Annotated in this window: 19 protein-coding genes; 3 read left to right on the plus strand and 16 right to left on the minus strand. The window is 45.7% G+C overall.

Annotated elements, in window-relative coordinates; all coding sequences use genetic code 11:
- Positions 1 to 13 precede the first annotated feature (13 nt).
- The 11 genes from nadE to rsmH all read right to left on the minus strand — a co-directional run bounded on the left by nadE (position 14) and on the right by rsmH (position 11,581).
- The gene (nadE, locus tag J1C86_RS09240) at positions 14 to 838 is read right to left on the minus strand and encodes an ammonia-dependent NAD(+) synthetase (RefSeq protein WP_125409242.1); all 825 of its coding nucleotides are present in this window, start codon (positions 836 to 838) and stop codon (positions 14 to 16) included.
- Entirely contained in the window at positions 835 to 2,295 is a 1,461-nt protein-coding gene (locus J1C86_RS09245) for a nicotinate phosphoribosyltransferase (RefSeq protein ID WP_125409244.1), read from the minus strand. The genes nadE and J1C86_RS09245 overlap by 4 nt, the downstream gene beginning before the upstream one ends.
- A gap of 107 nt (positions 2,296 to 2,402) precedes the next feature.
- On the minus strand, positions 2,403 to 3,317 hold the full coding sequence (trxB, locus tag J1C86_RS09250) for a thioredoxin-disulfide reductase (RefSeq protein ID WP_125409246.1): 915 nt from the start codon (positions 3,315 to 3,317) through the stop codon (positions 2,403 to 2,405).
- A gap of 65 nt (positions 3,318 to 3,382) precedes the next feature.
- The gene (locus tag J1C86_RS09255) at positions 3,383 to 3,607 is read right to left on the minus strand and encodes a DUF4059 family protein (protein ID WP_002893522.1); all 225 of its coding nucleotides are present in this window, start codon (positions 3,605 to 3,607) and stop codon (positions 3,383 to 3,385) included.
- 170 nt (positions 3,608 to 3,777) lie between these two features.
- On the minus strand, positions 3,778 to 4,521 hold the full coding sequence (locus J1C86_RS09260; RefSeq protein WP_125409248.1) for an amino acid ABC transporter ATP-binding protein: 744 nt from the start codon (positions 4,519 to 4,521) through the stop codon (positions 3,778 to 3,780).
- Positions 4,521 to 5,330 (minus strand): amino acid ABC transporter permease, encoded by an 810-nt coding sequence (locus J1C86_RS09265; RefSeq protein WP_185757514.1) that lies wholly within the window; start codon positions 5,328 to 5,330, stop codon positions 4,521 to 4,523. Before J1C86_RS09265 ends, J1C86_RS09260 begins: the two co-directional genes overlap by 1 nt.
- A gap of 258 nt (positions 5,331 to 5,588) precedes the next feature.
- The gene (locus J1C86_RS09270; protein WP_125409250.1) at positions 5,589 to 6,932 is read right to left on the minus strand and encodes a DEAD/DEAH box helicase; all 1,344 of its coding nucleotides are present in this window, start codon (positions 6,930 to 6,932) and stop codon (positions 5,589 to 5,591) included.
- A gap of 104 nt (positions 6,933 to 7,036) precedes the next feature.
- Positions 7,037 to 8,020 (minus strand): phospho-N-acetylmuramoyl-pentapeptide-transferase, encoded by a 984-nt coding sequence (mraY, locus tag J1C86_RS09275; RefSeq protein WP_002893527.1) that lies wholly within the window; start codon positions 8,018 to 8,020, stop codon positions 7,037 to 7,039.
- Position 8,021: 1 nt separating this feature from the next.
- On the minus strand, positions 8,022 to 10,310 hold the full coding sequence (gene pbp2X, locus J1C86_RS09280) for a penicillin-binding protein PBP2X (RefSeq protein ID WP_125409252.1): 2,289 nt from the start codon (positions 10,308 to 10,310) through the stop codon (positions 8,022 to 8,024).
- Positions 10,300 to 10,623, minus strand: a complete 324-nt coding sequence (gene ftsL / locus J1C86_RS09285) for a cell division protein FtsL (protein WP_002893529.1) — start codon at positions 10,621 to 10,623, stop codon at positions 10,300 to 10,302. The genes pbp2X and ftsL overlap by 11 nt, the downstream gene beginning before the upstream one ends.
- Positions 10,624 to 10,630: 7 nt before the next feature.
- Positions 10,631 to 11,581 (minus strand): 16S rRNA (cytosine(1402)-N(4))-methyltransferase RsmH, encoded by a 951-nt coding sequence (rsmH, locus tag J1C86_RS09290; protein ID WP_002914283.1) that lies wholly within the window; start codon positions 11,579 to 11,581, stop codon positions 10,631 to 10,633.
- A gap of 200 nt (positions 11,582 to 11,781) precedes the next feature.
- On the opposite strand from rsmH, the gene J1C86_RS09295 reads away from it, so the two are divergent.
- Genes J1C86_RS09295 through J1C86_RS09305 form a run of 3 tightly spaced genes read left to right on the plus strand, consistent with a single transcriptional unit; the run spans position 11,782 to position 12,760 of the window.
- Entirely contained in the window at positions 11,782 to 11,997 is a 216-nt protein-coding gene (locus J1C86_RS09295; RefSeq protein WP_002896937.1) for a helix-turn-helix transcriptional regulator, read from the plus strand.
- 47 nt (positions 11,998 to 12,044) lie between these two features.
- The gene (locus tag J1C86_RS09300) at positions 12,045 to 12,587 is read left to right on the plus strand and encodes a DUF3278 domain-containing protein (RefSeq protein WP_125408131.1); all 543 of its coding nucleotides are present in this window, start codon (positions 12,045 to 12,047) and stop codon (positions 12,585 to 12,587) included.
- Positions 12,584 to 12,760 carry a hypothetical protein gene (locus J1C86_RS09305; protein WP_002914288.1) on the plus strand — a complete coding sequence of 59 codons (177 nt, stop codon included), beginning with the start codon at positions 12,584 to 12,586 and terminating at the stop codon, positions 12,758 to 12,760. The genes J1C86_RS09300 and J1C86_RS09305 overlap by 4 nt, the downstream gene beginning before the upstream one ends.
- A 57-nt stretch (positions 12,761 to 12,817) precedes the next feature.
- Here J1C86_RS09305 and J1C86_RS09310 read toward each other — a convergent pair whose 3' ends face one another.
- The 5 genes from J1C86_RS09310 to J1C86_RS09330 form a co-directional block, all read right to left on the minus strand.
- Positions 12,818 to 13,075 carry a DUF896 family protein gene (locus J1C86_RS09310; RefSeq protein ID WP_002914290.1) on the minus strand — a complete coding sequence of 86 codons (258 nt, stop codon included), beginning with the start codon at positions 13,073 to 13,075 and terminating at the stop codon, positions 12,818 to 12,820.
- A 20-nt stretch (positions 13,076 to 13,095) separates the two neighbouring features.
- Positions 13,096 to 15,135, minus strand: a complete 2,040-nt coding sequence (gene glyS / locus J1C86_RS09315) for a glycine--tRNA ligase subunit beta (protein WP_125408129.1) — start codon at positions 15,133 to 15,135, stop codon at positions 13,096 to 13,098.
- 2 nt (positions 15,136 to 15,137) lie between these two features.
- Complete coding sequence (gene glyQ / locus J1C86_RS09320; protein ID WP_125408127.1) at positions 15,138 to 16,055, minus strand: glycine--tRNA ligase subunit alpha; 918 nt, start codon at positions 16,053 to 16,055, stop codon at positions 15,138 to 15,140.
- A 199-nt stretch (positions 16,056 to 16,254) separates the two neighbouring features.
- Positions 16,255 to 17,016: an elongation factor Tu gene (locus J1C86_RS09325; RefSeq protein ID WP_125408125.1), complete on the minus strand. Its 762-nt coding sequence runs from the start codon at positions 17,014 to 17,016 to the stop codon at positions 16,255 to 16,257.
- Between the two features lie 302 nt (positions 17,017 to 17,318).
- A complete protein-coding gene (locus tag J1C86_RS09330) occupies positions 17,319 to 21,839 on the minus strand; it encodes a S8 family serine peptidase (protein WP_125409254.1) in 4,521 nt (1,506 codons plus the stop codon).
- Positions 21,840 to 22,307 lie beyond the last annotated feature (468 nt).

A 22,307-nucleotide genomic window follows, 5' to 3' on the forward strand; every position in this document is an offset into this window, starting at 1 on the left:
TCAATAGAGATTTTCACTTCCAAAATTCATCAAAAATCGTAATCGGCAAATGGCGTTTGTGCTGGCCTTTATGCCACCAAGATTCGATAGTTTCTTGGGCTTTGGCTGAAACGGACTTGCCTTCGAGATAATCGTCAATTTCATTATAGGTCACTCCCAGAGCGACTTCATCCGCAATCCCAGGCTTTTCTTCTTCCAAATCAGCCGTCGGCACCTTTTCATAGAGAGCCGGATCCGCTCCCAAGGCGGCCAAAAGCTGCTTGCCTTGACGCTTATTGAGACGGTAAAGTGGTAAGATATCTGCTCCGCCATCCCCAAACTTGGTGAAAAAGGCGGTGACATTTTCTGCTGCATGATCGGTTCCAATGACAGCTCCACTGTATGAACCGGCCAAAGCATACTGGGCAATCATACGGCTGCGAGCCTTGATATTGCCCTTGTTAAAATCAGAGACTTTGGTCCCCGTTGCCTCCACAGCCCTTGTCATGGCATCAGCAGATTCCTTGATATTGACTGTCAGACTGACATCAGGCTGGATAAAAGCCAGAGCTTTTTGCGCATCATCTTCATCTGCTTGGATACCGTAAGGCAAACGAACTGCGATAAAGCAATAGCTATCATCCCCAGTCTCAGCCCGCATTTCCTCTACAGCCAGCTGAGCTAAGCGGCCAGCCAAGGTTGAGTCCTGACCGCCAGAAATTCCCAAAACATAGCTTTTCAAAAAAAGATGTTTTCTCAGATAGGCCTTGAGAAAGTCCACTGACTTGCGGATTTCTTCCTCCGGGTCAATCACTGGTTTGACGCCCAGTTGAGCGATAATTTCTTCTTGTAGGCTCATTTTTCTGCTCCTGTCTGGTAGGCTTTCTTGCGCATCTGGTCAATCAAGGCCATCTTATCCTGCCAAATATCTCTAGCCAGGTCAACTGGATAATCCTGTGGATTGAGAACTCGTTTGTACTCGTCCCAAAGTTTATCAAATTCCTTACGGGCATAGGCTTGAATCTCGGTCAGGCTCGGCTGAGAATAGACCAAATTTCCTTCTTGGAAAATATCCACCAAAAGCGGTACGGCATCAAAATTTTTGACCCTTTTATTGATGTAGGTATAGGTAGGATGGAACATTTCCAGCTCTTCCAAGCTATTGACATCAATGCCATCATAGGTAATGTAGTCTCCCTCGGACTTCTCTTTTTCGCGGCTGGTAATACGCCAAACCTGCTTCTTACCTGGTGTAGAAACTTTTTCGGCATTATTGGACAGCTTGATGGTATTGCGCAATTCTCCATTCTCATCTTCAATAGCAACAATCTTATAAACTGCTCCTAAAGCCGGCTGGTCGTAGGCCGTAATGAGCTTGGTTCCCACACCCCAGACATCAATCTTAGCTTTTTGCATTTTCAAATTGAGAATGGTATTTTCATCCAGATCATTGGACGCATAAATCTTAGCATCAGGGAAGCCAGCTTCATCTAATTGCTGCCGAACCTTCTTAGAAATATAGGCAAGGTCTCCCGAATCAATGCGGACTCCCAGAAACTTAATCTTGTCTCCCAGCTCACGCGCCACCCGAATGGCTGCCGGAACACCTAGACGCAATGTATCGTAAGTATCTACTAGGAAAACACAGTTATGATGAGTCTCAGCGTAAGCTTTAAAGGCTTCATAATCATTTCCATAGACTTGAACGAGAGCATGGGCATGCGTTCCCAAGACTGGAATATCAAAGAGCTTGCCAGCCCGAACATTGCTGGTACCGTTCGCTCCGCCAATCACCGCAGCCCTGGTCCCCCAAATAGCAGCATCCATTTCCTGTGCTCGGCGCGTACCAAACTCCATCAGTGGCTCATCTTCGATAATAGAGCGGATACGGGCTGCCTTAGTGGCAATCAGGGTCTGAAAATTAACGATATTGAGCAGGGCAGTCTCAACCAGCTGACACTGAGCCAGTGGACCTTCCACCTGCACGATTGGCTCATTGGCAAAAACCAAATCACCTTCCTGAACAGACCTTACGGTCAGGCTCATCTTGAGATTTCGCAAATAATCCAGAAACTCTCCGTGATAGCCCAAGGATTGCAAATAATCTAAATCGCTCTGGCTGAATGTCAGATTATTGAGATAGGAAATAATTCTTTCCAAGCCCGCAAAAACCGCGTAGCCGTTATTGAAAGGATTTTTACGGAAAAAAACTTCAAAAACTGCACGCTTGTTGTGAATATTTTGCTTGAAATAAACCTGCATCATGTTGATTTGGTACAAATCAGTGTGCAGAGTTAAACTATCATCTGGGTACATCTTCTTGCTCCTTTATGCTAGATACCTTATATTATATCATAATTCCAAAAAAGCTAAGCAAATCCTGTCAACTCACTTGAATAGACACACTTGCTTAGCTTATATTTTTATGCTTGCTCTGTAAGATATTTGTAGGCTTCCTGACTGGCAATGGCACCATCGCCAACAGCCGTCGTAATCTGGCGCAGGTCTTTCTGGCGAACATCACCAACAGCGTAAATGCCTGCTACTGACGTTTTCATTTGATGATCCGTCAGAATCCAGCCAGCCTCATCAGTGATGCCCAAGTCCGCAGCAAATTCGCTAACTGGATCTAAGCCAACATAGATAAAGATACCGCCAAACTCTGCCTGACTAACCTCACCTGTCTTGACATTCTTGAAAGTTACACCAGTCACCTTACGTTCATCACCATGGATACTTTCCACTACAGAATCCCAGACAAAGCGAATCTTTTCGTTGGTAAAGGCGCGATCCTGCAGCACTTTTTGTGCACGCAGCTCATCGCGACGGTGAACAATGGTCACACTTTTTGCAAAGCGCGTCAGGAAAATAGCTTCCTCTACCGCTGAGTCGCCTCCACCGACAACCAGCAGGTCTTCATCGCGGAAGAAGGCACCATCACAGACCGCACAGTAGGAAACGCCGCGGCTGTTGTAGTCTTCCTCACCAGGAACCCCCAGATGACGATGATTGGCACCAGAAGCAATGATGACTGTTTTAGCTTCAAAACGCTCATCCTCTGTGATGATTTCCTTGAAATCACCTCGGTCTTCAATTTTCTCTACTAGGCCAAATAGATGTTCAACACCCAGGTTCTCCAGAGGTTCAAACATTTTCTCTGCTAGCTCAGGACCACTGATATTGGCATAGCCTGGATAGTTTTCAATGTCAGCAGTATTGTTCATCTGACCACCAGGAATACCACGCTCCAGCAGGGCAACTTTTAGGTTACTGCGGGCTGCATAGAGGGCAGCTGTCATGCCGGCAGGCCCAGCTCCAATAATAATTGTATCGTACATAACTCTTCTTTCTCCTTGTTGTAACTAGAATTATTCTAACAACTTTTCTACAGTTTTACAAGCATTTAAGCTTTTAGGACAATGAGCAGGCCCAACGTCGCAAAAGACAGGACTGGAATCGTCATAATGACAATCAGAAGGACATCGTACAGATGGCTCTGACGCTCCTTGGCTGTCTTGTCCTTGCGGCGAATCATCCGAAGTCCAATCCATAAACCCGCAATGATCCCTACACCGACTGCTGTATAAAGCAGGCTCTCGATATAAAGTGCAAATATTTGATCTAACATGTCAACTCCTCAAAGGTCAATCAGCCTCATAGTGCAAAGAAAGGGAACAACTCCAAATCTAGCTGTCAGCAAAAACACCCACTAGACAAGAAAGCCTGCTCCACAGTATGCTAAGACTGAAAACAAACTCAGCTGGTCTAGCCAACTGAGCCTTCACTGTCTCTATTATATCAAATATAGGTCCGTTTGTAACTAGCAAAAAATTCCTTGGTTCTTTCTTCCTTTGGATGATGGATGATCTCATCTGGTGTCCCAGACTCTATGATTTTCCCCCTGTCCAAAAAGAGTACCCTGTCGGCCACCTGAGCGACAAAGGACATATCATGACTGACCAGGATCATGGTCTGGCCAGACTTGGCTGCATCAGCGATTGATTTCTCTACTTCTCCAACTAACTCGGGATCCAAGGCTGAGGTCGGCTCGTCTAGCAAAAGAACATCTGGCTTCATAGCTAAAGCCCTTGCCAAAGCCACCCGCTGCTTCTGACCGCCTGACAGATGTCTAGGATAGTGATTTTCTCGGTCTGACAAGCCAACCTTTGCTAACTCTTCCTTGGCTAGCTTAGTCGCTTCTTGGTCTGACAATTTCTTAACTACCAGTAGACCTTCCTTAACATTTTCCAGAGCCGTCCGACGAGAAAAGAGGTTGAACTGCTGAAAGACCATGGCTAGCTTGCGGCGCAGCAGCAAGATCTCATCTTTGGAAATCCTTGAAAAATCCACTTTGAAGCCGTCGATAGCAATCTTTCCGCTATCTGGCTGTTCCAGATAGTTGAGACTGCGGAGGAAGGTTGACTTCCCAGCACCCGAAGAGCCAATCAAAGCTACCACTTCGCCTTTTTGAATGTCCAAACTGAGATCATCCAGAACCTTTTGACCTGAAAAAGTCTTACTTAAATGTGAAATATTAATCATCAGATTCCTTCTCCTTCTGCTTGCTGAAGCGATTCAAATTTATCCGGCTGCTTGATATCCATCATCTTTTCGATCCAGCGGCCAAGTTGCTCAATGAGAATATTGACTGCCCAATAAATCAGCGAAACCGAAATAAAACGCTCAAAGTAACGGTAGTCCGCCCCCGCGATAGCCTGTGCCTTGGCAAAAATTTCCACTACACCAGCACTAAAGGCCAGAGAAGTACCCTTTGTCAAGCCAATCAGGGAATTAATAAGACTAGGCGTCGCCACTACTGCTGCATTGGGGATAATGACACGCATATAAACCTGCTTGTTGGTCATCCCTAAGCTGCGAGCAGCCTCGATTTCTCCCGGATCCACGGACAAGATTGCAGCTCGGATGGTCTCACTGGCATAAGCCGCTTCGTTGAAAGCAAAGGCAACAATCGCAAAGACAGACGCTGGAATATCATTAATATTAAAACTTGTGCCATACTGCTGATTGATGGCCTTCAGCAATAAAGGAATCCCAAAATAGGTCAGCATGAGCTGGACCAGCAGAGGTGTTCCTCTCAGAAAGCTGACAAAGAAAGCCTGAATCGGATACAGGACTTTAACCCGATTAATCTTGACGATAGCAAAAACCATGGCAAGCATAATACCAAAAACTGCACCACCCACTGTCAAGAGGAGGGTGATCGGCAGATTTTGCAAAATGCCCGGAATGGCCTCAAAAACAGCCCTTAAACTAAATAATTTACCATCTGGAATGAACTTGAGGAACTCCTCATACCAACCAGTTGTCAGAAGATAAGTTGTAACCACCATTATTACTTCCTTTTCTTGATAATGAAATATTTTAACATAATTCTGAAACAAAACAAAGAATTTGCTCCGCTTGGACTAGCAAGCTACGGCCTTTTTGCCAATTAAAATATGAGCAGTCTGTGCAAATATTATGTATCCAAATACCAAACAGACCACACTAAGCCCAATATAAAAATAGACTAGTTTCACTAGTCTATCATATCTATCTCACAAAGACTAATATATTTTTCTTATCACAGCTATAAGAAAAGTATATCACTAAAAGGTTTGGCGCTTAGCCTTACGCTCTGCTCGACCACGTGCACGATTCTCTGCTCGCTTAGTCTTGCGGCGCTTTTCGTTCACTGCCCACTGGATTTTTTTCTTGTAGCCTGGTTTGATTTTTTTCTTTTTCTTCTTGACCAGCCCCAGCATTTCTGTATCCAGCTTCTCCCGGCTCTTTTCCCGATTGGCTCGACGGTCTCGGTCGTAGGTATCCTGGAACTCGTCATCTTTTATCATCTTGGGAGTGAATTTAATCCCCATCTTTTCCAACTCCCGAATATCTGAGTCATCACTCGGCTGGTAGAGGGTAATGGCTGTGCCGGGAAGACCATTGCGGCCGGTCCGGCCTACCCGATGGACAAAGAAAGACAAGTCCTGAGGAATGGCATCGTTGATAACATGACTGACACCTTCGATATCAATCCCCCTCGCGGCCAAGTCAGTAGCGACAATGTACTCAAAATCCAGATTCTTGACCTGATTCATGATACGCTTGCGCTCCCGAGGAGCGATATCCCCATGAATCTTAGCAACTTTGAGCCCTTGAGCTGTCAGATAGCTGTGCAGCTCGTCTGCCCTCGTCTTGGTATTAACGAAAATCATAGCCAGATAAGGCTGCAGGAGCTGACTGATTTGATAAATCTGGGCATTTTTATCTCGTCCCTTGGTTGACAAGAGCCAGTTTTCAATGGTGTCCGCAATGACAGTCTTGGTCTTAATCTGCTCAATAACTGGATTAGACAGGTATTTTTTCAAAAAAGGCTGGAGCTTCTGCGGAATGGTCGCTGAAAAAACAAGAAACTGCAGGTCCTTTGGCAGCCGGCCTGCAATCTTATCAACCGTCGCCAAAAAGCCCATGTCCAGTGTCATATCTGCCTCGTCAACGACAAAGGTCTTGGCCTTGTGAATGGCCAAGTCGCCAGACTCTACCAAGTCATAAATCCGCCCAGGCGTTCCGATGACAATATGGGGCTGACTGGATTCTAACTTGCCAATTTGGCGAGCCTTGTCTGTCCCACCGACATAGTTGGCCACCCGAATCTCTCTTTCAGAAAAGCTAGCCAACTGCCGAGCCGCCTGATAAATCTGTGCTGCCAGCTCTCGACTTGGGGCTGTAATGACAGCCTGCACACTGTCTGCCTCCTCATCCAGCATTTGAAAGATCGGCAGCAAAAAAGTGTGGGTCTTCCCAGAGCCTGTCTTGGACTCGCCAACCAAATCCCGACCTGATAATACCACAGGAATCAGCTTCTCTTGGACTGGAGTCGCTTCGAGGAAGTTCAAATCCCTGAGCGCTTCCTGAATATAATCTTTAAACTTAAATTCTGTAAATTTCATCTTGTCCTCTATTCTATTATCCTAACTATTATACCAAAAAAATAACCATCCTGCTTATCCTTAAATCTAAGAAGCAGAAAAGCGAGCCAGAGACTCGCTTCTTGCTATAGATATAGGATAGCTAGGGTCAGGAGACTACCCACGATACCGATTCCCCAGAAGAAGAAATCGACTTTCCACTCGCTCCACTCCTTGCCGTGGCCAGTTAGGCCACCAAGCTCAAAGTGGTGATGAACCGGGGTCATCCGGAAAATCCGCTTGCCGCCGGTCAGCTTGAAGTAGGTCACCTGCATCATGACAGAGGTCGTTTCAAACACATAGACGATCCCAATCAAGAGCAGGGTCCACTCTTGGTGAAGGGAAATGGAGATAGCAGCCAGCATACCGCCCAAAGCCAGGCTTCCCACATCTCCCATGAAGATTTTAGCGGGCTTGTGGTTGAAGACAAAGAAGCCTAGCAAGCCACCAATCATACTGATGATGACAATCAAAATATCAAAACGCTTCTGCTCAACAGCAATCACAGCATAGGCCACCAAGCTAATGACCACAGAAATGCTGGCCAAACCATCAATTCCATCCGTCAGATTGACAGCATTGGAGAAGCCAATCAGCCAAAAAAGGACGAAAAAGACATAGAGGAAGCCTATCTGGACAGGAACGGTGAAGACATTCAGCTGGTCACCTGCACCGTGCTGATTATAAAAGAAGTAAAAGACAACTCCGCCGACCAGCTGCAAAAACAGTTTCTGCTTGGGATTTAGACCCTCGTTGATCTTACGAAACACCTTGAGGAAGTCGTCCAAAAAGCCGACAACGCCATACAGGACCAAGATAAAAAGAATCATGATGAGGCCGTTGGACAACTGATGCGAAAACAGACCGATAACAAAGCTGGCCAGAACGGATGTCAAGAGAAAGACAGTACCACCCATGGTTGGTGTTCCGGCCTTGGCCTGATGCTGCTTGACATCTTCGTGCATCTGTTGGCCTGTGATACGAGCCTTATGGTAAAAACGAATAAAGGCAGGAATGCCGATGATAGTTAGGATAAAAGTTACGATTCCTGCAATAAGAGCAATAAGCATATTAGTCTCCCATTGTAATTGTTATTTTCTTGAGATTTTTCAGCGAAGTATTGGTCTTTTCGCTCTGCTTGACGACTTTGGAGCCCTCTCCTTTGAAAGTGACTTCAATGTCCTGCCACTTCGCAAAACGTTCGACATTGGCCTTGGTCCAACCGTACATATCAGGCAGACTTTCTAAATCATCTGACAAGATCAAAACCTGTTGATTAGCCTTGAGATTTTTACCTTCTTTGACAGATACTTTTTTAATCTTGCCACCTGTTCCCAGCACAATTGGTTGGACGAGGTTGCGGCGCAATTCATCTGCCAGACCGCCAGGACTGACTTGATGTTTCAGACCTAGTTGCTTGGTCAGTTCTTCCAGCGATGGCATTTTATAGCTAGTTTCTTCAGTGACTGTTTCAAGAGCTGGAGTCGTCTCTGTCGTCAGATTAAGACTGTCTTTGAGAGCGACAGCTTCTTCCAAGACCGGATTGACCACTTCCTGCCAAAATATAGGCTGGAATTTTTCCTCGGGCTGCTGAACTGTCACATACATGATAAATTCAGGATTTTCTGCCGGCGTCATGGCAACAACTGAGTAGATGTAGTCGTTCTCACCCTCTAGATAACCATTTTCAGAAGCGATCTGAGCGGTCCCTGACTTGACAGCGACATTCTGACCGGCCACTTGAATGACGGGTTCTCCACCGACATTCAGGGTTCCTTTGTAGGGGTCTGTTCCGACCTGAACCATATAATCCCGAGTGGTTTGAGCTGCTTTTTCTGAGACAGGATTTCCGATAATTTCTGTCGCTGTCTTACGAGCTGTATTGGTTTTTGGATCATGGATGGCATTGATAAACTTAGGCTCCACCATGACGCCGTCATTGGCAACGGACGAGAAGGCACGCAACATCTGCACCTGGGTCACACCAATCCCTTGACCAAAAGAACTCATGGCAATCGTAACATAGTTATCACCTGGCAAGGAGCCATAAGTTTCATTCCCCATCCCAAAGCGGGTCGGCAGACCAAACTTAAACTTACTCAAGTAGTCCAGCCACTTGTCATTGCCCATCTTCTGCTCCAAAATAGTCATACCAACGTTACTGGAATAGGTAAATCCTTGGGCAAAGGTCAGGGTTTCCCCTTCTGAAATCCCCATGTTGACGTTCCAGTCCCGAATGGTCGCATCCATAACCTTGTATTCTCTACTGTCATAGGTATCGTTAGGATTAAAGCTGCCATTATCAATAGCTGAAGCTAGAGTCATGACCTTCATGGTAGATCCAGGCTCATACTGACCTTGATAGAGCATGGTATTCCAATTGCCCAGATTTTTCTCATTCAAGCCTTCCTTGGTATCGGCATTATAGGTCGGCCGTTGAGAGGTAGCTAGGATTTCGCCGGTCTTGGCACTGACCAAGGTTGCATTGACAAACTTACCTTTGACTTTTTCCTGGAAAGCGTTCATCCGCGTTTCTAGGTAGGTTTGCAAATCAGCCGACAGCGTTGTATAGACGTCCTTGCCGTCCTCTGCTTGTACAGAGACCTTTTCTGACCCAGGCACAACATTGCCATTCCGGTCTTTTTCGTAGGTCACAATCCCATTCTGACCAGCAAGAATCCTATCCAGAGCCTGCTCCATGCCAGAAGTCCCTTTCAGCGTCTTATTGCCTTCCTTATCCTCCTGCAGCTGGGCAAGACCGATAAACTGGGAGGCAAAGACACCGTTACTATAACTGCGGTTGGGACTGGTAGTAAAGTCAATCCCTTCAATACCAGCAGCTTCAAAGGCTTCCCGCATAGCGTTCATATTACTGTAGGTAATGCCATTGCCCTGTGCCCCGAAGGAAACCTGCTTGAGATTTTTCTGCGACAGCTGGGTTTTGACGTAGTCCTTATCCAATTCTAGGTATTGATTGAAAATCTCTGCCACCTTATCGTACTGGGATTCTTCTACATAGAGAATCTTGCCGGTAGCTGACTTGTAGCTCTTGTCAATAATGGCATAGACATTATAAGTCGTGGCATCCTCTGCAATGGGAACACCATTTCGGTCATAAATCGTTCCACGCCGGGCAGCGACTGTGACCGTCTTTTGATGGACCACTTCTGCTCCCTTTGACAGATTAACACCGAACTTCTGGTCTGTCCCGATAATAATGGCAAAATTAATCAAGAAAACGAAAAAGAGAAAGATAGCTAAGATGCTCATGCTCTTTCCCACTTGCCGCCGATTGTATTCAGGGGTTTGCCTATTTTTCAGGGCGTATTTTTTAATTCTTTCAAAAATTCTATTCTTCATCCGTTGAACTCACTGTTTTACGATTTCCCTTCTGGAGTTTCATATCCTGAGAGCTGGCCAGCTGGGACAGCCTTTCATAGCGGGTCAGTTCATTGACTTCCTGCTTGATGTCGGCTAGCTCTGTCTGCTCCGCTTCAATCTGGGTATTAACTTCTGTCAAATCCCGGTCCACCTGCAATAGCTTGGTCTGCATAAAGACGATGCTGACCGCTAAAATAATGGCAGTCAAAACGATAGATCCGTAAAAGGCCTTCTCAACTCGGGAAAATTTTCTCATCTGATCTTGAAGCGGGTTTGGTCTTTTTTCTGACATTTCTTCCTCACTTGTGTATCTTACGGGCCACGCGCAGCTTGGCGGAATGAGCCCGATTATTGCTTTCTAATTCTTCTTTGCTTGGTAAAATTGGTTTGCGGCTGACCAGCTCCAGCTTAGGCTGCAGTTCATCAGGTATAAAGGGCAAGCCCTTAGGAACATCTACTGTTGACGCCTCCTTGAAAAGCTGCTTGGTCAGACGATCTTCCAGCGAATGAAAAGTAATGACCGCAATCCGGCCGTCCACCGCTAGCAGATCAATGGCCTGCTGAATAGACTCATCCGCTGCGCCCAATTCATCATTGACTTCAATCCGAATAGCTTGAAAAATCTGCTTGGCCGGGTGGCCTTTCTTCTTCAGCTCCTTAGCTGGCTTAGCTGACTTGATAATTTCAGCCAATTCTGTCGTTGTTTCAATAGGCTTGATACTTCTAGCCTGCTCAATCTTGCGAGCAATCTGCTTAGAAAACTTATCTTCGCCGTATTTAAAAAAGATTCGTACCAAATCCTGATAGCTATAATGATTGACAACCTCAAAAGCTGTCAAGGCTGCCTCGCGGTTCATGCGCATATCCAAAGGCGCATCCTGTTTATAGGAAAAACCACGCTCACGCTGATCCAGCTGAGGGCTGGAAACGCCTAAATCATAACAAATCCCATCAATTTCTTCCACACCGGCTTCTTGCAAACGGCTCTTGAGGTGGCGGAAATTGTCCTTGATAAAGGTCACCATCCCCCGCTCTACATAAGGAGCCAAACGCTTTTTAGCATTGTCAATAGCCGTCTGGTCCTGATCAAAGGCATAGAGATGCCCCTCATCTCCGAGCTGGCTCAAAAGATATTCGCTGTGACCAGCACCGCCAAGGGTCGCATCGATATAGATGCCGTCAGGCTTAACCGCCAACTGGTCAACCGTTTCATGAAGAAGAACCGTAATGTGATGAAATTCGTTTGTCATATCTTACTTATTATATCACATTCAAAAGCAAAAAAAAATTTAAAAGAAAAAGTAAGCGGATGAAATCCTTTTTTAAATTTTTTGTCAGATATACTTGACACTTTTTCCAAAAAGTATTATACTAGCATAAAATAAAAGTCAAATATAACTGACAAACTTGTTGAAAGTTATCAGTTATAGTATTAGAAAGGAAGGGTGTAATGAATCGTGTCAAAGAATTTCGAAAAGAAAAAAAGATGTCTCAGCTAGAGTTGGCCAAGTCTATCGGGGTATCGCGGCAAACTATCAATATGATTGAAAATAACAAATACAACCCCACCCTCGAGCTCTGTATCAATCTGGCTAGAGCGCTGGATACTGACCTCAACGCCCTCTTTTGGGAGCCCCAGCTGACAGATGAAGATTCTGAGGACTAAGAATTCTTCCCTGTAGCAAATTTCATACCTAAAGAAAGGACACAAACATGAAAAAAGAAACATTCTCAGACAAGATGATTAAACGATTTTACGGCATTACTGGACCTTTGGACGAGCAAAAGCGCCAACAGGCTGAGCATCTAGGAAATATAGGCTTTATCTGGCTTTTCTTTATTCTGATTTTTGGCAATGCCATCGCCTTTCCCCTAGCCTTTCGCTGGCCCAAAATTATCGCTGTTGCCTATCCTATCCTGCTGGAAATCCTTATCCTCGGCTTCTGTGTCTATATAATCATCCAAGCACGGCGTAAAGGAATTGATGATCTAGAGCTAGGACTTCAGGATGAAAAAGAAGAAAAAGCTATGAAACATGCTGGCCTCAAAGCAGGCTTCTCTTATTGGCTGCTCTTTTACCCTCTCTTCGGCATCATGATAGCTGTCATGGAAAAGAAAGATATCCTACAAGTTTTGCTTCAGCCAAAACTTATTATAACTGGTTTAGCTGCTGGTCTTGGATTTGGACTGATTATGCATTTTATTTCCAAAGGAAAGATTCGCCAAGCACAAAAAAAGGAGGAAGAAGACCTATGAGACTCAATCTCAAAGAAAAAATGGATCTAGGCATTCTGTCCCTCATTATTGCCATCGCTGCTTATTTCTTTTTCCGTATCACGGAGCCTTGGATTTTCTGGCTGGATGTAGCAATCATCGCTAGCTGCATCTATGTAGCTCTCCGTATTTTGAAAAAACGTAAACAAGAATAAAAGAACCCCTCGACAGGAACTTTCTAGCTTCCTAGCGAGGGATTTTTTTATATTTACTTAAGACTCTGGGTCATCTAGACTACGACCATGAAGACCTTTCTCGCGCTGAACTTGACGCAATTTTTCAGGAGTGATATCATTGCCAGCCTCGTCAACAATCTTGATACCTTCGATGTGGTGACGAACAGAGCGACGGTAGCCTTCGATATACTCTTCACGAAGCTTGGCTTGTTCCACTTTTTCCTCAGCAGTTAAACCTTCCGTTTTTTTCTTTTTAGCCAGTTCATTAATACGGGCAATTTTTTTAGGATCCATGATTCCACCTCCCTTACCTTTTATTTGGTATTAATCTGATTAAATTTCGCCAACTGCCCTACTTTAGCCGTCAAAGACGCCAGGAGAGCCAGGCGATTGTTACGCACAGCTTCATCTTCTGCCATGACCATGGTATGGTCAAAGAAAGCATCAATAACTGGACTGAGAGCAAAGAGTTGGTCCAGATTGGCAGCTAAGTCAGATGTCAGCTCCACTGATTCAATAGCCGCAGCCAAGTCTTTTTCCTCTTGATTTTCAAAGAGAGCTGGATTGATAGCTGTCTGCCCTTGGGCTTTCTCAGCTAGATTAAAGACCCGAGACAGGCTTTCCACTGCTGACTTGAAGTTGTCTTCCTGAGCTTTTTCTGCTAAAAGCGCAGCAGTTTCTACCAAATCACGTACGACAAAGTTAGTGCTTTGAAGAACAGCTGTCACGATGTCTTTCGGAATGCTGCGATCCATCATTTTCTCAACGCGGGCATGGAAGAAGTCTAGTACTGCCTCTTGATTGTCATAACTTAGACTATCAAACTTGAGTTCGTAAAGTCGACCAAGAAGCTGAGCCAAGTCAATGTTCCAGCCAAACTTATCCAAGATACGCACAACACCCTGAGTTGCACGGCGCAGCGCATAAGGGTCATTGGAACCGCTCGGAATCAAGCCAACTGAGAAGAAGGACAAAATGGTATCCAGCTTATCAGCCAGAGCCAAGACTGCTCCGACCTTAGTATCAGGCAATTCGCCATCGGCTGAAGTCGGCATATAGTGCTCCCGAATAGCAGCTGCCACCGCAGCATTCTCACCAGCCAGAAGAGCATACTTCTCACCCATGATACCTTGCAACTCATCAAACTCACCAACCATGCCAGTCAGCAAGTCAAACTTATAAATAGCCGCTGCACGAGCCAAGTCGGCCGTCTCATCAGCATCCAATCCTGCTTCTTGAGCCAAGAGAGCAGCAATCTTACCAGTCCGCTCCATGTGCTCTGCCAGAGAGCCAATCTTTTCATGGAAGGTCACATTGCTCAGCTTTTCAACCAAGTCGGCAATAGCTAGTTTTTGGTCTTCCCGCCAGAAGAATTCCCCATCTTCCAGACGAGCCACCAAGACTTTTTCATTTCCTTTGATGACATTTTCTAAGTGCTCTGCATTTCCGTTGCGAACAGAGATGAAGTGCGGCAAAAGCTTGCCTTCAGCATCGCGCACAACAAAGTAACGCTGGTGCTCTTTCATGGAAGTTACCAGCACTTCCTCTGGCACCTCTAAGTATTTAGCATCAAAATTACCTAGGAAAGCAGTTGGATATTCTACCAGATTCAACACTTCATTGAGCAGGTCTTCGTCAATTTCGATAGAAACACCGTGCTCCTCTTCCAGTGCTCGAATCTGCTCAACAATCATATCACCCCGCTCAAGAGGACTGGCAATGACAGACTGAGCCCGTAGGTCATCTTCATAGGAATCTGCTGAAGCAATCTCCGTTTCTTGCCCCAAGAAACGGTGTCCTCGGCTCGTACGGCCGCTCTTGATATCCAAGAAATCCAAATCAAAGGCCTGCTCATCTAGGAGCACAGTCAAGGTGTGGACTGGGCGGATGTATTCAAAGGTATTGTTGGCCCAGTGCATGCTGACAGGGAAGGTCAGAGCTTGCAGAACTTCTGTCACTGCTGGGATGATTTCCTCTACCGGGCGGCCGACCTCTTCCTTGGTCACATAGACGTATTCTTCCCCCTTGATTTCGCGGAAAGTAATATCCTCAACCGTCAAGCCCTTGCCACGAACAAAGCCTTCTGCAGCCTTGGTGAAGTTCCCATCTGCGTCCAGAGCAATTTTCTTAGAAGGGCCTTTGAAATCTTCGGTCAAATCAGACTGCTGGTCCGCCAAGCCAACCACGCGCACCGCCAGACGACGAGGTGTGGAGAACATTTCAATTTTCTCAAAGGTCAGACGATGGTCTGTCAGAAAGGCTCCCATCTTGTCGCGCAGCTGCTTCATGCTCGGTGTCACGACATAGGCTGGCATTTCCTCCAAGCCTAATTCAACTAATAAATTTTTTACCATGATTATTCTCCCTCCTCTGCCAAGAGTTTCTCGCGAGTCTCAGCATCCAAAAGTGGGTAGCCCAGACGCTTGCGCTCAGCCACAAAGGTCTTAGCCACAACACGCGCCAGATTGCGAATACGGGCGATATAGCCAGCCCGCTCTGTCACGGATACAGCTCCACGCGCATCCAATAGGTTAAAAGTATGCGAGCATTTGAGAACATAGTCATAGGCTGGGTGCACCAGATGCTCGTCCAGACAGCGCTTAGCTTCTGCTTCAAACTTCTCAAAATTCCCCAAAAGCAAGTCTTGGTCGCTGACCTCAAAACTGTACTTAGAATGCTCATACTCAGGATGAGTGAAAATTTCACCGTACTTAACACCATCAGCCCACTCAATGTCATAGACAGAGTCCACTTCTTGGATATAAGAAGCCAGACGTTCCAGACCATAAGTCACCTCAGCAGTTACTGGCTGAGTTGGCAGACCTCCGACCTGCTGGAAGTAAGTGAACTGCGTGATTTCCATACCATCCAGCCAAACTTCCCAGCCCAGCCCAGCCGAGCCAGTTGACGGGTTTTCCCAGTTATCCTCAACGAAGCGGATGTCGTGCTCCAGCGGATTGATGCCCAAGAGCTCCAAAGACTGCAAGTAAAGTTCTTGGATATTGCTTGGAGATGGCTTCATGACCACCTGAAATTGATGGTGCTGATAAAGACGGTTCGGATTTTCTCCATAACGCCCATCTGCTGGCCGACGAGATGGCTCTACATAGGCCGCATTCCAAGGCTCAGGCCCAATTGCCCGCAGGAAAGTATAGGGACTCATCGTTCCCGCCCCCTTCTCATTATCATAAGCCTGCATAAGCATACAGCCCTGATCATTCCAGAACTGCTGTAAAGTCAAAATTATTTCTTGAAATGTTAATTTTTTAGGCATTTTTTACTCCTTTAGTTTCTTGAGATTCTTGCGAAGCGTTCAAAAAGGAACGATTATTTCCCTTTTGAAAAACTAGTACATAGCCTAGACAAACCGCCCCATAGCGGTTGTCGTCAGTCAATCGAACCTTTAGGTTCGCAATTGACTTTGGCGAGGTGAAAGGTTAATTTCTTAGACATTTGTTACTCCTTTAGTTTGTTTATATCTCTTTGTCTATTATTTTCTGCTGTATGAGCCAATCCAACAAGGGAAGTGTTTTATCTGTGTTTGCCCACCGATGATAAGAATCAAAGACCGCTTGCACGCTGCCTAGATTTTCTACTAGCTTGTCAACTGTCAAAAAACTGCGCCAGTATTCATAAAAAATACTAGCATAATTCCCTTGATAAGTCGAAGTACCGAAATCATTCAATGAGTGCCAACTGTGCTTTTTCTGAAAGAGCTCAACAAGAGACTGATTACAAGCTTTTTCCACTCGAAATTCCTCATCTGTAAAGAAATACTTGCGGCTAATATACTCAACCATCCCTTCTTCAAACCAGATATAGGCACCGTATCCATCAAAGTCATCTAAAAAATGCTCCGACCAATGAGCCAACTCATGTCCAACAATCTGCAAGAGAGAATTTTCAGACAAAGACTGATAGTGGTTTGCTATTGCTTGAGTTTGGTGAGAGGTCTCGTAATTCTCTAACTGAAGGAGATACAAATCTTTCCAAATCGTCAATTCTGGAGTCATAACCATCCGCCTATCATTTGTATAGGCCGGCACAGGAATTTCACGAATGATCTGCGTAGCAGAATCAAAATCGGACCAAATGATGGCTTGCGGCAAGTCATAAACCGCAAACTCGTCTTTTAAAAATGTTAGATAAGCCTGCAACTTTGCGGAATTCTTTGCGACGAAATCTCGAAAAGCTGCGAATTGGTTCTCGTCTTTTACAAGGTAAAGGTTCTCCACGAATCTCCTTTCTTTCGAACAATAGACTCAGTACGCAAAAGAACCACATCCGACACTCCTAGGTTATTCACCTAGGGGCGTCAAGACGCGGTTCCACCCTAATTTATTACTTCATTACTTTTGAAATTATAACCGAAAGCGCCATCTGCACTGCTTCCCTATCCGGCTCACACTATCCCGAACTCGCTAAAAAGTAGACAATGAGAATTCTTTCTAAAAAAGATTATAGCAGAAAATAGGGCCAATGTAAAATACTTATCGAAAAATCCCCCAAGTTTAAACTTAAGGGATTTCAACACCAATTAGACTTGTTTAGGTTTTTTCGGTTTTACTACTCTTGGCTTTCTGCCATCAAGCTTTCTCTTGGCTGCTCTAAGATTGGCGATAGCTTCTTTGACATCTTCCTGACTAGCACCTGGATTAGCCAAAACTTCCTTAGCCTGTGCATAAGCTTCTAGATAAGCCGCCTTAACTGCGTCAGTCGCATAGATAAACTTATTGCTGATGGCTTGGTAATGTACCTCATCATCGACTAGCTTCTTGAGATTAGTAAAGTTAGTCGCCTTGCCATCCAACTTCTTCTCTGCTGTAGTCAGCTGAGCTAGGGCTGTATCGATTTGCTCCTGGGTCACCTTGTCCTGCACCAAGAGCAGAGCCACTGCTTGGAAGGCCTTATCATAAGCACGGCGAGTTCTATCCTTAGCATTGGCATAAGCACCTGTCTTAGTGGTAGCTGCATAAGCTTCTACAGCCGCCTTAACCGCAGCAATATCAGAGTCCTTGCCATCTAGATTAGCAGATGCTGTTTCTAGTTTTGCTCTTACGGCATCGACTTGCGTTTGGGTCAGTTTGCTTGTCAAAGCTTCCTTGGCTGCCTGATAGGCTTGGTCGTAGGCTGTTCGCTTCGCTGCAGAAGCATTGTAATACTGAGCAGTGCCGACCAGACTAGACTGCTGATTGACAGCTGCCAGCAAGCCTGACTTGACGATAACCCCCAGCTTCAGCAGGTTATTCTTACCTTCTTTGACCTCGACAGTCGGCTCGTTTTCCCAGAGCTCATAGCCAGTCGGCAGGTTAACAAAGACTGAGTAGAATCCAGCCGCTACGGATCTTCCGAAGGCATGCTTGCCAAACAGTTCTGCTGGAAGCGTATAGGCATCGCCATTATTATTCTTGAGAACCACTTGGGTATTCTTCGGAACAGCTTGATCAAAGGCAACGCTGACCGGTTCAAAGACTAGCTTCTTGACTAGAAACTCAATCGTCTTAAAGCTATCTTGGGCTGTCAGCTCAAACTCCTGAGTCAGATCGCTGTAGAAACGAAGCCCATCCTTATCATAAGTAAAGATCTCTGCTGTATAGCGGCCAAATGGCAGAGCGTTGATTTGCTTGCCCTTGTCCAGTTCGACATACTTGCCCTTGCTATCCTTGATTCGATAGACAAAGGTCGACGATACATCTTGATGGGTATTAGCATCTACCAGAGCGACACGGATACGACCATCATTTTCAGCACTGACCAGCTCTGACAGAGCTAGGGCATCACGGTTGCCCGCATAGTCCTCTACCACATAGAAAATCTTAGACTTGTCCACTCCTTTTGGCAAGCTGTAGCTGCCATCCGCATTGGCTGAGATGTAAACCCGACGCTCGTAATCACGCTCAATGCCAAAATCATCCACGGCTTTATAGGTCTCTTTCCCTTTTTCATCTGCCTGCAGATAGAAGACCTGTTCTCTCAAAATACCGCCGTTGCCGACATCTTTTGGCTTGCGAGCCGTAAAGGTTTCCACACCATCCTTGGTACTGATATAGCCTGAGCTAATCAGAGGTTTCTGAGTATCAATCTGCAGCTTAAAGCTAATCTGCTGCTCTTTAGCACCTGGTACATCTGGAGTATAGCGAACCACATAGGTATAGAGGCCATCTTCCAACTTCTCACCCTTGCTATCACGACCATCCCAATATGTATCTTCCAGTAGGTAGGACTTAGGATTGTCTGACTGACCACTATAATAGTTCTTGCGGCCTTCTCTAATCGTGCTGCTCTGCCAGATTGGGAAGCGATAGTCCGTATCATCTGCCGTATAGACACTAGCTGTCAGATTATTGATATTGCGATAGAGAACTGTCCGATACTGGATGCTGTCTTGATTACCATCTCCATTAGGTGAAAAGGCCAGGCGAATCTTGCCATCCGCTCCTAGCTGCAGCACATGCTTACCATCTGCATTTTCTGCAGTTCCCAGTACAATTGAGCTGCGAGCAGCTGTTCGACCGGTAGAGTAGAGTGTATCATTTGACTCTGTCACAAGGGAAGAGACATTGTCATCAGACAGGATACTCTTGTCCTTTGGCACTGGGTAATAGAAGCCTGACTTACCTTCTTGGACCAGATTATAGATTGGTCTTTCTACAGCTGGAAGATCTTGGAATTGCCCACGGAAGCCCATAAATGGCAGACTAACCACATCGCCATCATCCGCTGGATCGACAAAGCGGACAAAGCCTTCTAGGAAATAGCCATTCGGCATCTGCTTGATCAACTCTTCCGCAAACTTAGCAGTATTTACCTTGACCGTCACTTTCTGGCTGCTGTGAGCCTTGACAGTAACTTCTGGCCAGACTGTTTCAGTTAATTTGCGAGGTGTCAGGGTAAAGTAGCCATCCTTAACCGCATCCGTATTGGTATTGACAATCATCTTCAGCGTCCGGTCCTTATCCGTGATATTATGAACCGTAACATCAAAAGTGAAGCTGTCTTGGACATTACCCAAGGAAACGCTAGGATATTGGTTATCCCCTGTCACATAGAGGCCGGTAGAAATAGCCGCTGCCGTATCTACGATACCAGCTCCCTGCTGACGCGGAGAGGTGTAGACACCAGTTTCCTTATTGACGTGCAGCTTAGCTGTGGACATGATGAGGGCTTTGACTAAGTCAGCATTCTGGGCAGGTGTCAAGTCTGGATAGTGCTGAAGGAGATATTCCTTGACCAGAGCCGCCACACCAGCCACATGAGGCGTAGCCATACTGGTTCCCTTCATAGAGCCATAGGTATTGTCATTAAGCGATGAGTAGATATCTCCACCTGGTGCGGTCACATCTGGCTTGAGCAAACCATCTGTCGTTACACCCCAACTAGAGAAGTCAGACAGACTACCTGCTCCTGGATGCGGCCGATTGACCTTAAGACCATTAAAGACCACCTTGTAGTTACCAGCTGCCAAAGCCTCTCCATATTCCTTACTGATAAAGGCTGACGGAACCTTTTTAGATTCACTGTCCAGGCTCATAGTAAGGTTAGCTCCGTCGACATTATTGTAGATCAGAGCACCAACAGCACCATGGCTGATGGCATTTCTAATCTTTTCAGCAAAGGTAAAGGAACCACGCTGGATAAGAGCCAGCTTCCCTGTCAGATCCTTACCAGCAAAGTCCTCTTCACGGCCAAGACCAACATGGACATATTCATATTCTTTGCCCTTTTCAAAGGTTGAATTTGTCTCACCCATGGAGTAGCTGAAATGACCGTTCAAAAGCTTATCGTTCTTTTCCAGACCACGAACTTCCATGACTTCCTCTGTCAGAACAGTATTATTGACAGAAGCGACTGAGATAGTGCTTTCTGCTGTTGAAGGACTGCCAACTAGACCATAGTCTGGATTTTCAACCAGCGGTTTAGAGTATTCACTTCCGAAGGTATTGTCATTACCCGCCGCAATGATCACACTCACTCCCTTAGCCCGAGCACGCTCAATAGCCGCCTGCAAACTAGGGCTGACATCAACCGTCGAACCTGTTGCTGAGCCTAGACTCATATTGATGGTATCAGCTCCCAGAGCTACTGCATCATCAATGGCTTTGATATAGATAGCGTCGCTAGTTGTGCGTTGACGATCTGAGAAGACCCTCATAAACATAACTTGAGCTTCTGGCGCAACACCATAGACATACTCATCATTAGGAGCTTTCTTGTTGGGATTTCCCGCTGTAATCCCTGTGACGTGCATACCATGCGAGTAACTATTCTTTTCCTTGATATTGTCATCACCATCGATATAGTTATAGGCATAGACAACCTTGTTGTTGTACCACTTCCCATAGTCAATACCGGCCTTTTTCTTAGCCTCTTCCAAAGCCGCCTCTGTCTGATACTTGGCCTTTGACGGGTCAGAAATCTTCAGAACCTCGTGATGGACATCCAGACCTGAATCGATAATGGCTACCACACGGCCTTGACCTTTATAGCCTTGAGACCATGTCTGAGGAACCTTGATAATCTCATTGGTGCTGATACTGCTTGGTTTAGCATCCTGAGAAGCGGCAGGCTCTGCTACTGCATCAGGATTAGCAGCAGGCTTGTCTGAGTTTGCGGCTGCCGGAGACTCTACTGTCGGACTAGCTGGAGCTGTTGGCTTGGTCTCTGTGGCAGTTGGCTGAGTTACCTTCTCAGAACTTGAAGAAGCCTCTTCTGATGAAGAAGTCGCTCCTTTTTCTACAGGAGCTGCAGATGCTTCCTTAGCCTCTGCCGTAGAAGGCTGACTAGCCTGATCTGTACTTGAAGCAGCCGATTCAGAAGAAGCTGGTGCTGCTTTCTCCACAGGGGCTGAACTTGCCGGCTGACTCTCAGGTCTAGCTGCTTGAGAAGCAGACTCAGTCGTTGATACCACAGTGGTAGATGGCTGACCTTGCCCTGACGAACTAGCTGTTGCCTGCTCATCCGCCCGAGCCTGTCCCGCACCAAAAACCAGAGCAGTTCCCAGCAGAACAGAAGCCAAACCGAACTTGTATTTACGGAGTGAAAAACGTTGTCTTTGCATAGAAGTCTCCTTACTTTATTTATAAACCATATTATAATAAAAATTTTCTGACAATTCATACACTCCTAACAAATGTAACAAAAACGTAACAATACCGAACGTTATAGTCAAGAACGTATATATAATAAAGTTTCAATCATCTATTTATTTGAAATACAGAACAAATACAGTTTAAAATCCGGAAATAAGAAAAACCAATCAGAACTAGCGCGGAATGGACCAGTTTGATTGGTTTGTTATGGGGGATGTTTATGAAATATTATTTCTCAAACTCAGCCAAAAACTTCTCTAGTTCTTCCTGAGCTTCAGGCGTTGTGCCTCTGAGCTGCTCCACCATGTCTACAAGTTCAGCTGTTTTGTTATCAATCTCTCTGTTGGTGCGATTAATATTGGCGACACTCTCTGTTAGTGGAGCACATCCGCCGAGTTCCAGAGAGGCTGATAAAACATCTGGGATATTTGAATTGT

The organism is Streptococcus sanguinis, from assembly GCF_050220005.1.
GTDB classification, from domain to species: Bacteria; Bacillota; Bacilli; order Lactobacillales; family Streptococcaceae; genus Streptococcus; species Streptococcus sanguinis_Z.

Excerpts from the sequence above, each read along its gene's own strand:
- J1C86_RS09300 (WP_125408131.1), top strand. The coding sequence starts at position 12,045 with ATGAAAAAAGAAACATTCTCAGACAAGATGATTAAACGATTTTACGGC.
- trxB (WP_125409246.1), bottom strand. The coding sequence starts at position 3,317 with ATGTACGATACAATTATTATTGGAGCTGGGCCTGCCGGCATGACAGCT.
- J1C86_RS09245 (WP_125409244.1), bottom strand. The coding sequence starts at position 2,295 with ATGTACCCAGATGATAGTTTAACTCTGCACACTGATTTGTACCAAATC.
- nadE (WP_125409242.1), bottom strand. The coding sequence starts at position 838 with ATGAGCCTACAAGAAGAAATTATCGCTCAACTGGGCGTCAAACCAGTG.
- J1C86_RS09330 (WP_125409254.1), bottom strand. The coding sequence starts at position 21,839 with ATGCAAAGACAACGTTTTTCACTCCGTAAATACAAGTTCGGTTTGGCT.
- rsmH (WP_002914283.1), bottom strand. The coding sequence starts at position 11,581 with ATGACAAACGAATTTCATCACATTACGGTTCTTCTTCATGAAACGGTT.
- J1C86_RS09255 (WP_002893522.1), bottom strand. The coding sequence starts at position 3,607 with ATGTTAGATCAAATATTTGCACTTTATATCGAGAGCCTGCTTTATACA.
- J1C86_RS09305 (WP_002914288.1), top strand. The coding sequence starts at position 12,584 with ATGAGACTCAATCTCAAAGAAAAAATGGATCTAGGCATTCTGTCCCTC.
- J1C86_RS09265 (WP_185757514.1), bottom strand. The coding sequence starts at position 5,330 with ATGGTGGTTACAACTTATCTTCTGACAACTGGTTGGTATGAGGAGTTC.
- J1C86_RS09270 (WP_125409250.1), bottom strand. The coding sequence starts at position 6,932 with ATGAAATTTACAGAATTTAAGTTTAAAGATTATATTCAGGAAGCGCTC.
- J1C86_RS09295 (WP_002896937.1), top strand. The coding sequence starts at position 11,782 with ATGAATCGTGTCAAAGAATTTCGAAAAGAAAAAAAGATGTCTCAGCTA.
- ftsL (WP_002893529.1), bottom strand. The coding sequence starts at position 10,623 with ATGTCAGAAAAAAGACCAAACCCGCTTCAAGATCAGATGAGAAAATTT.
- pbp2X (WP_125409252.1), bottom strand. The coding sequence starts at position 10,310 with ATGAAGAATAGAATTTTTGAAAGAATTAAAAAATACGCCCTGAAAAAT.
- glyS (WP_125408129.1), bottom strand. The coding sequence starts at position 15,135 with ATGGTAAAAAATTTATTAGTTGAATTAGGCTTGGAGGAAATGCCAGCC.
- J1C86_RS09260 (WP_125409248.1), bottom strand. The coding sequence starts at position 4,521 with ATGATTAATATTTCACATTTAAGTAAGACTTTTTCAGGTCAAAAGGTT.
- J1C86_RS09310 (WP_002914290.1), bottom strand. The coding sequence starts at position 13,075 with ATGGATCCTAAAAAAATTGCCCGTATTAATGAACTGGCTAAAAAGAAA.
- glyQ (WP_125408127.1), bottom strand. The coding sequence starts at position 16,055 with ATGCCTAAAAAATTAACATTTCAAGAAATAATTTTGACTTTACAGCAG.
- mraY (WP_002893527.1), bottom strand. The coding sequence starts at position 8,020 with ATGCTTATTGCTCTTATTGCAGGAATCGTAACTTTTATCCTAACTATC.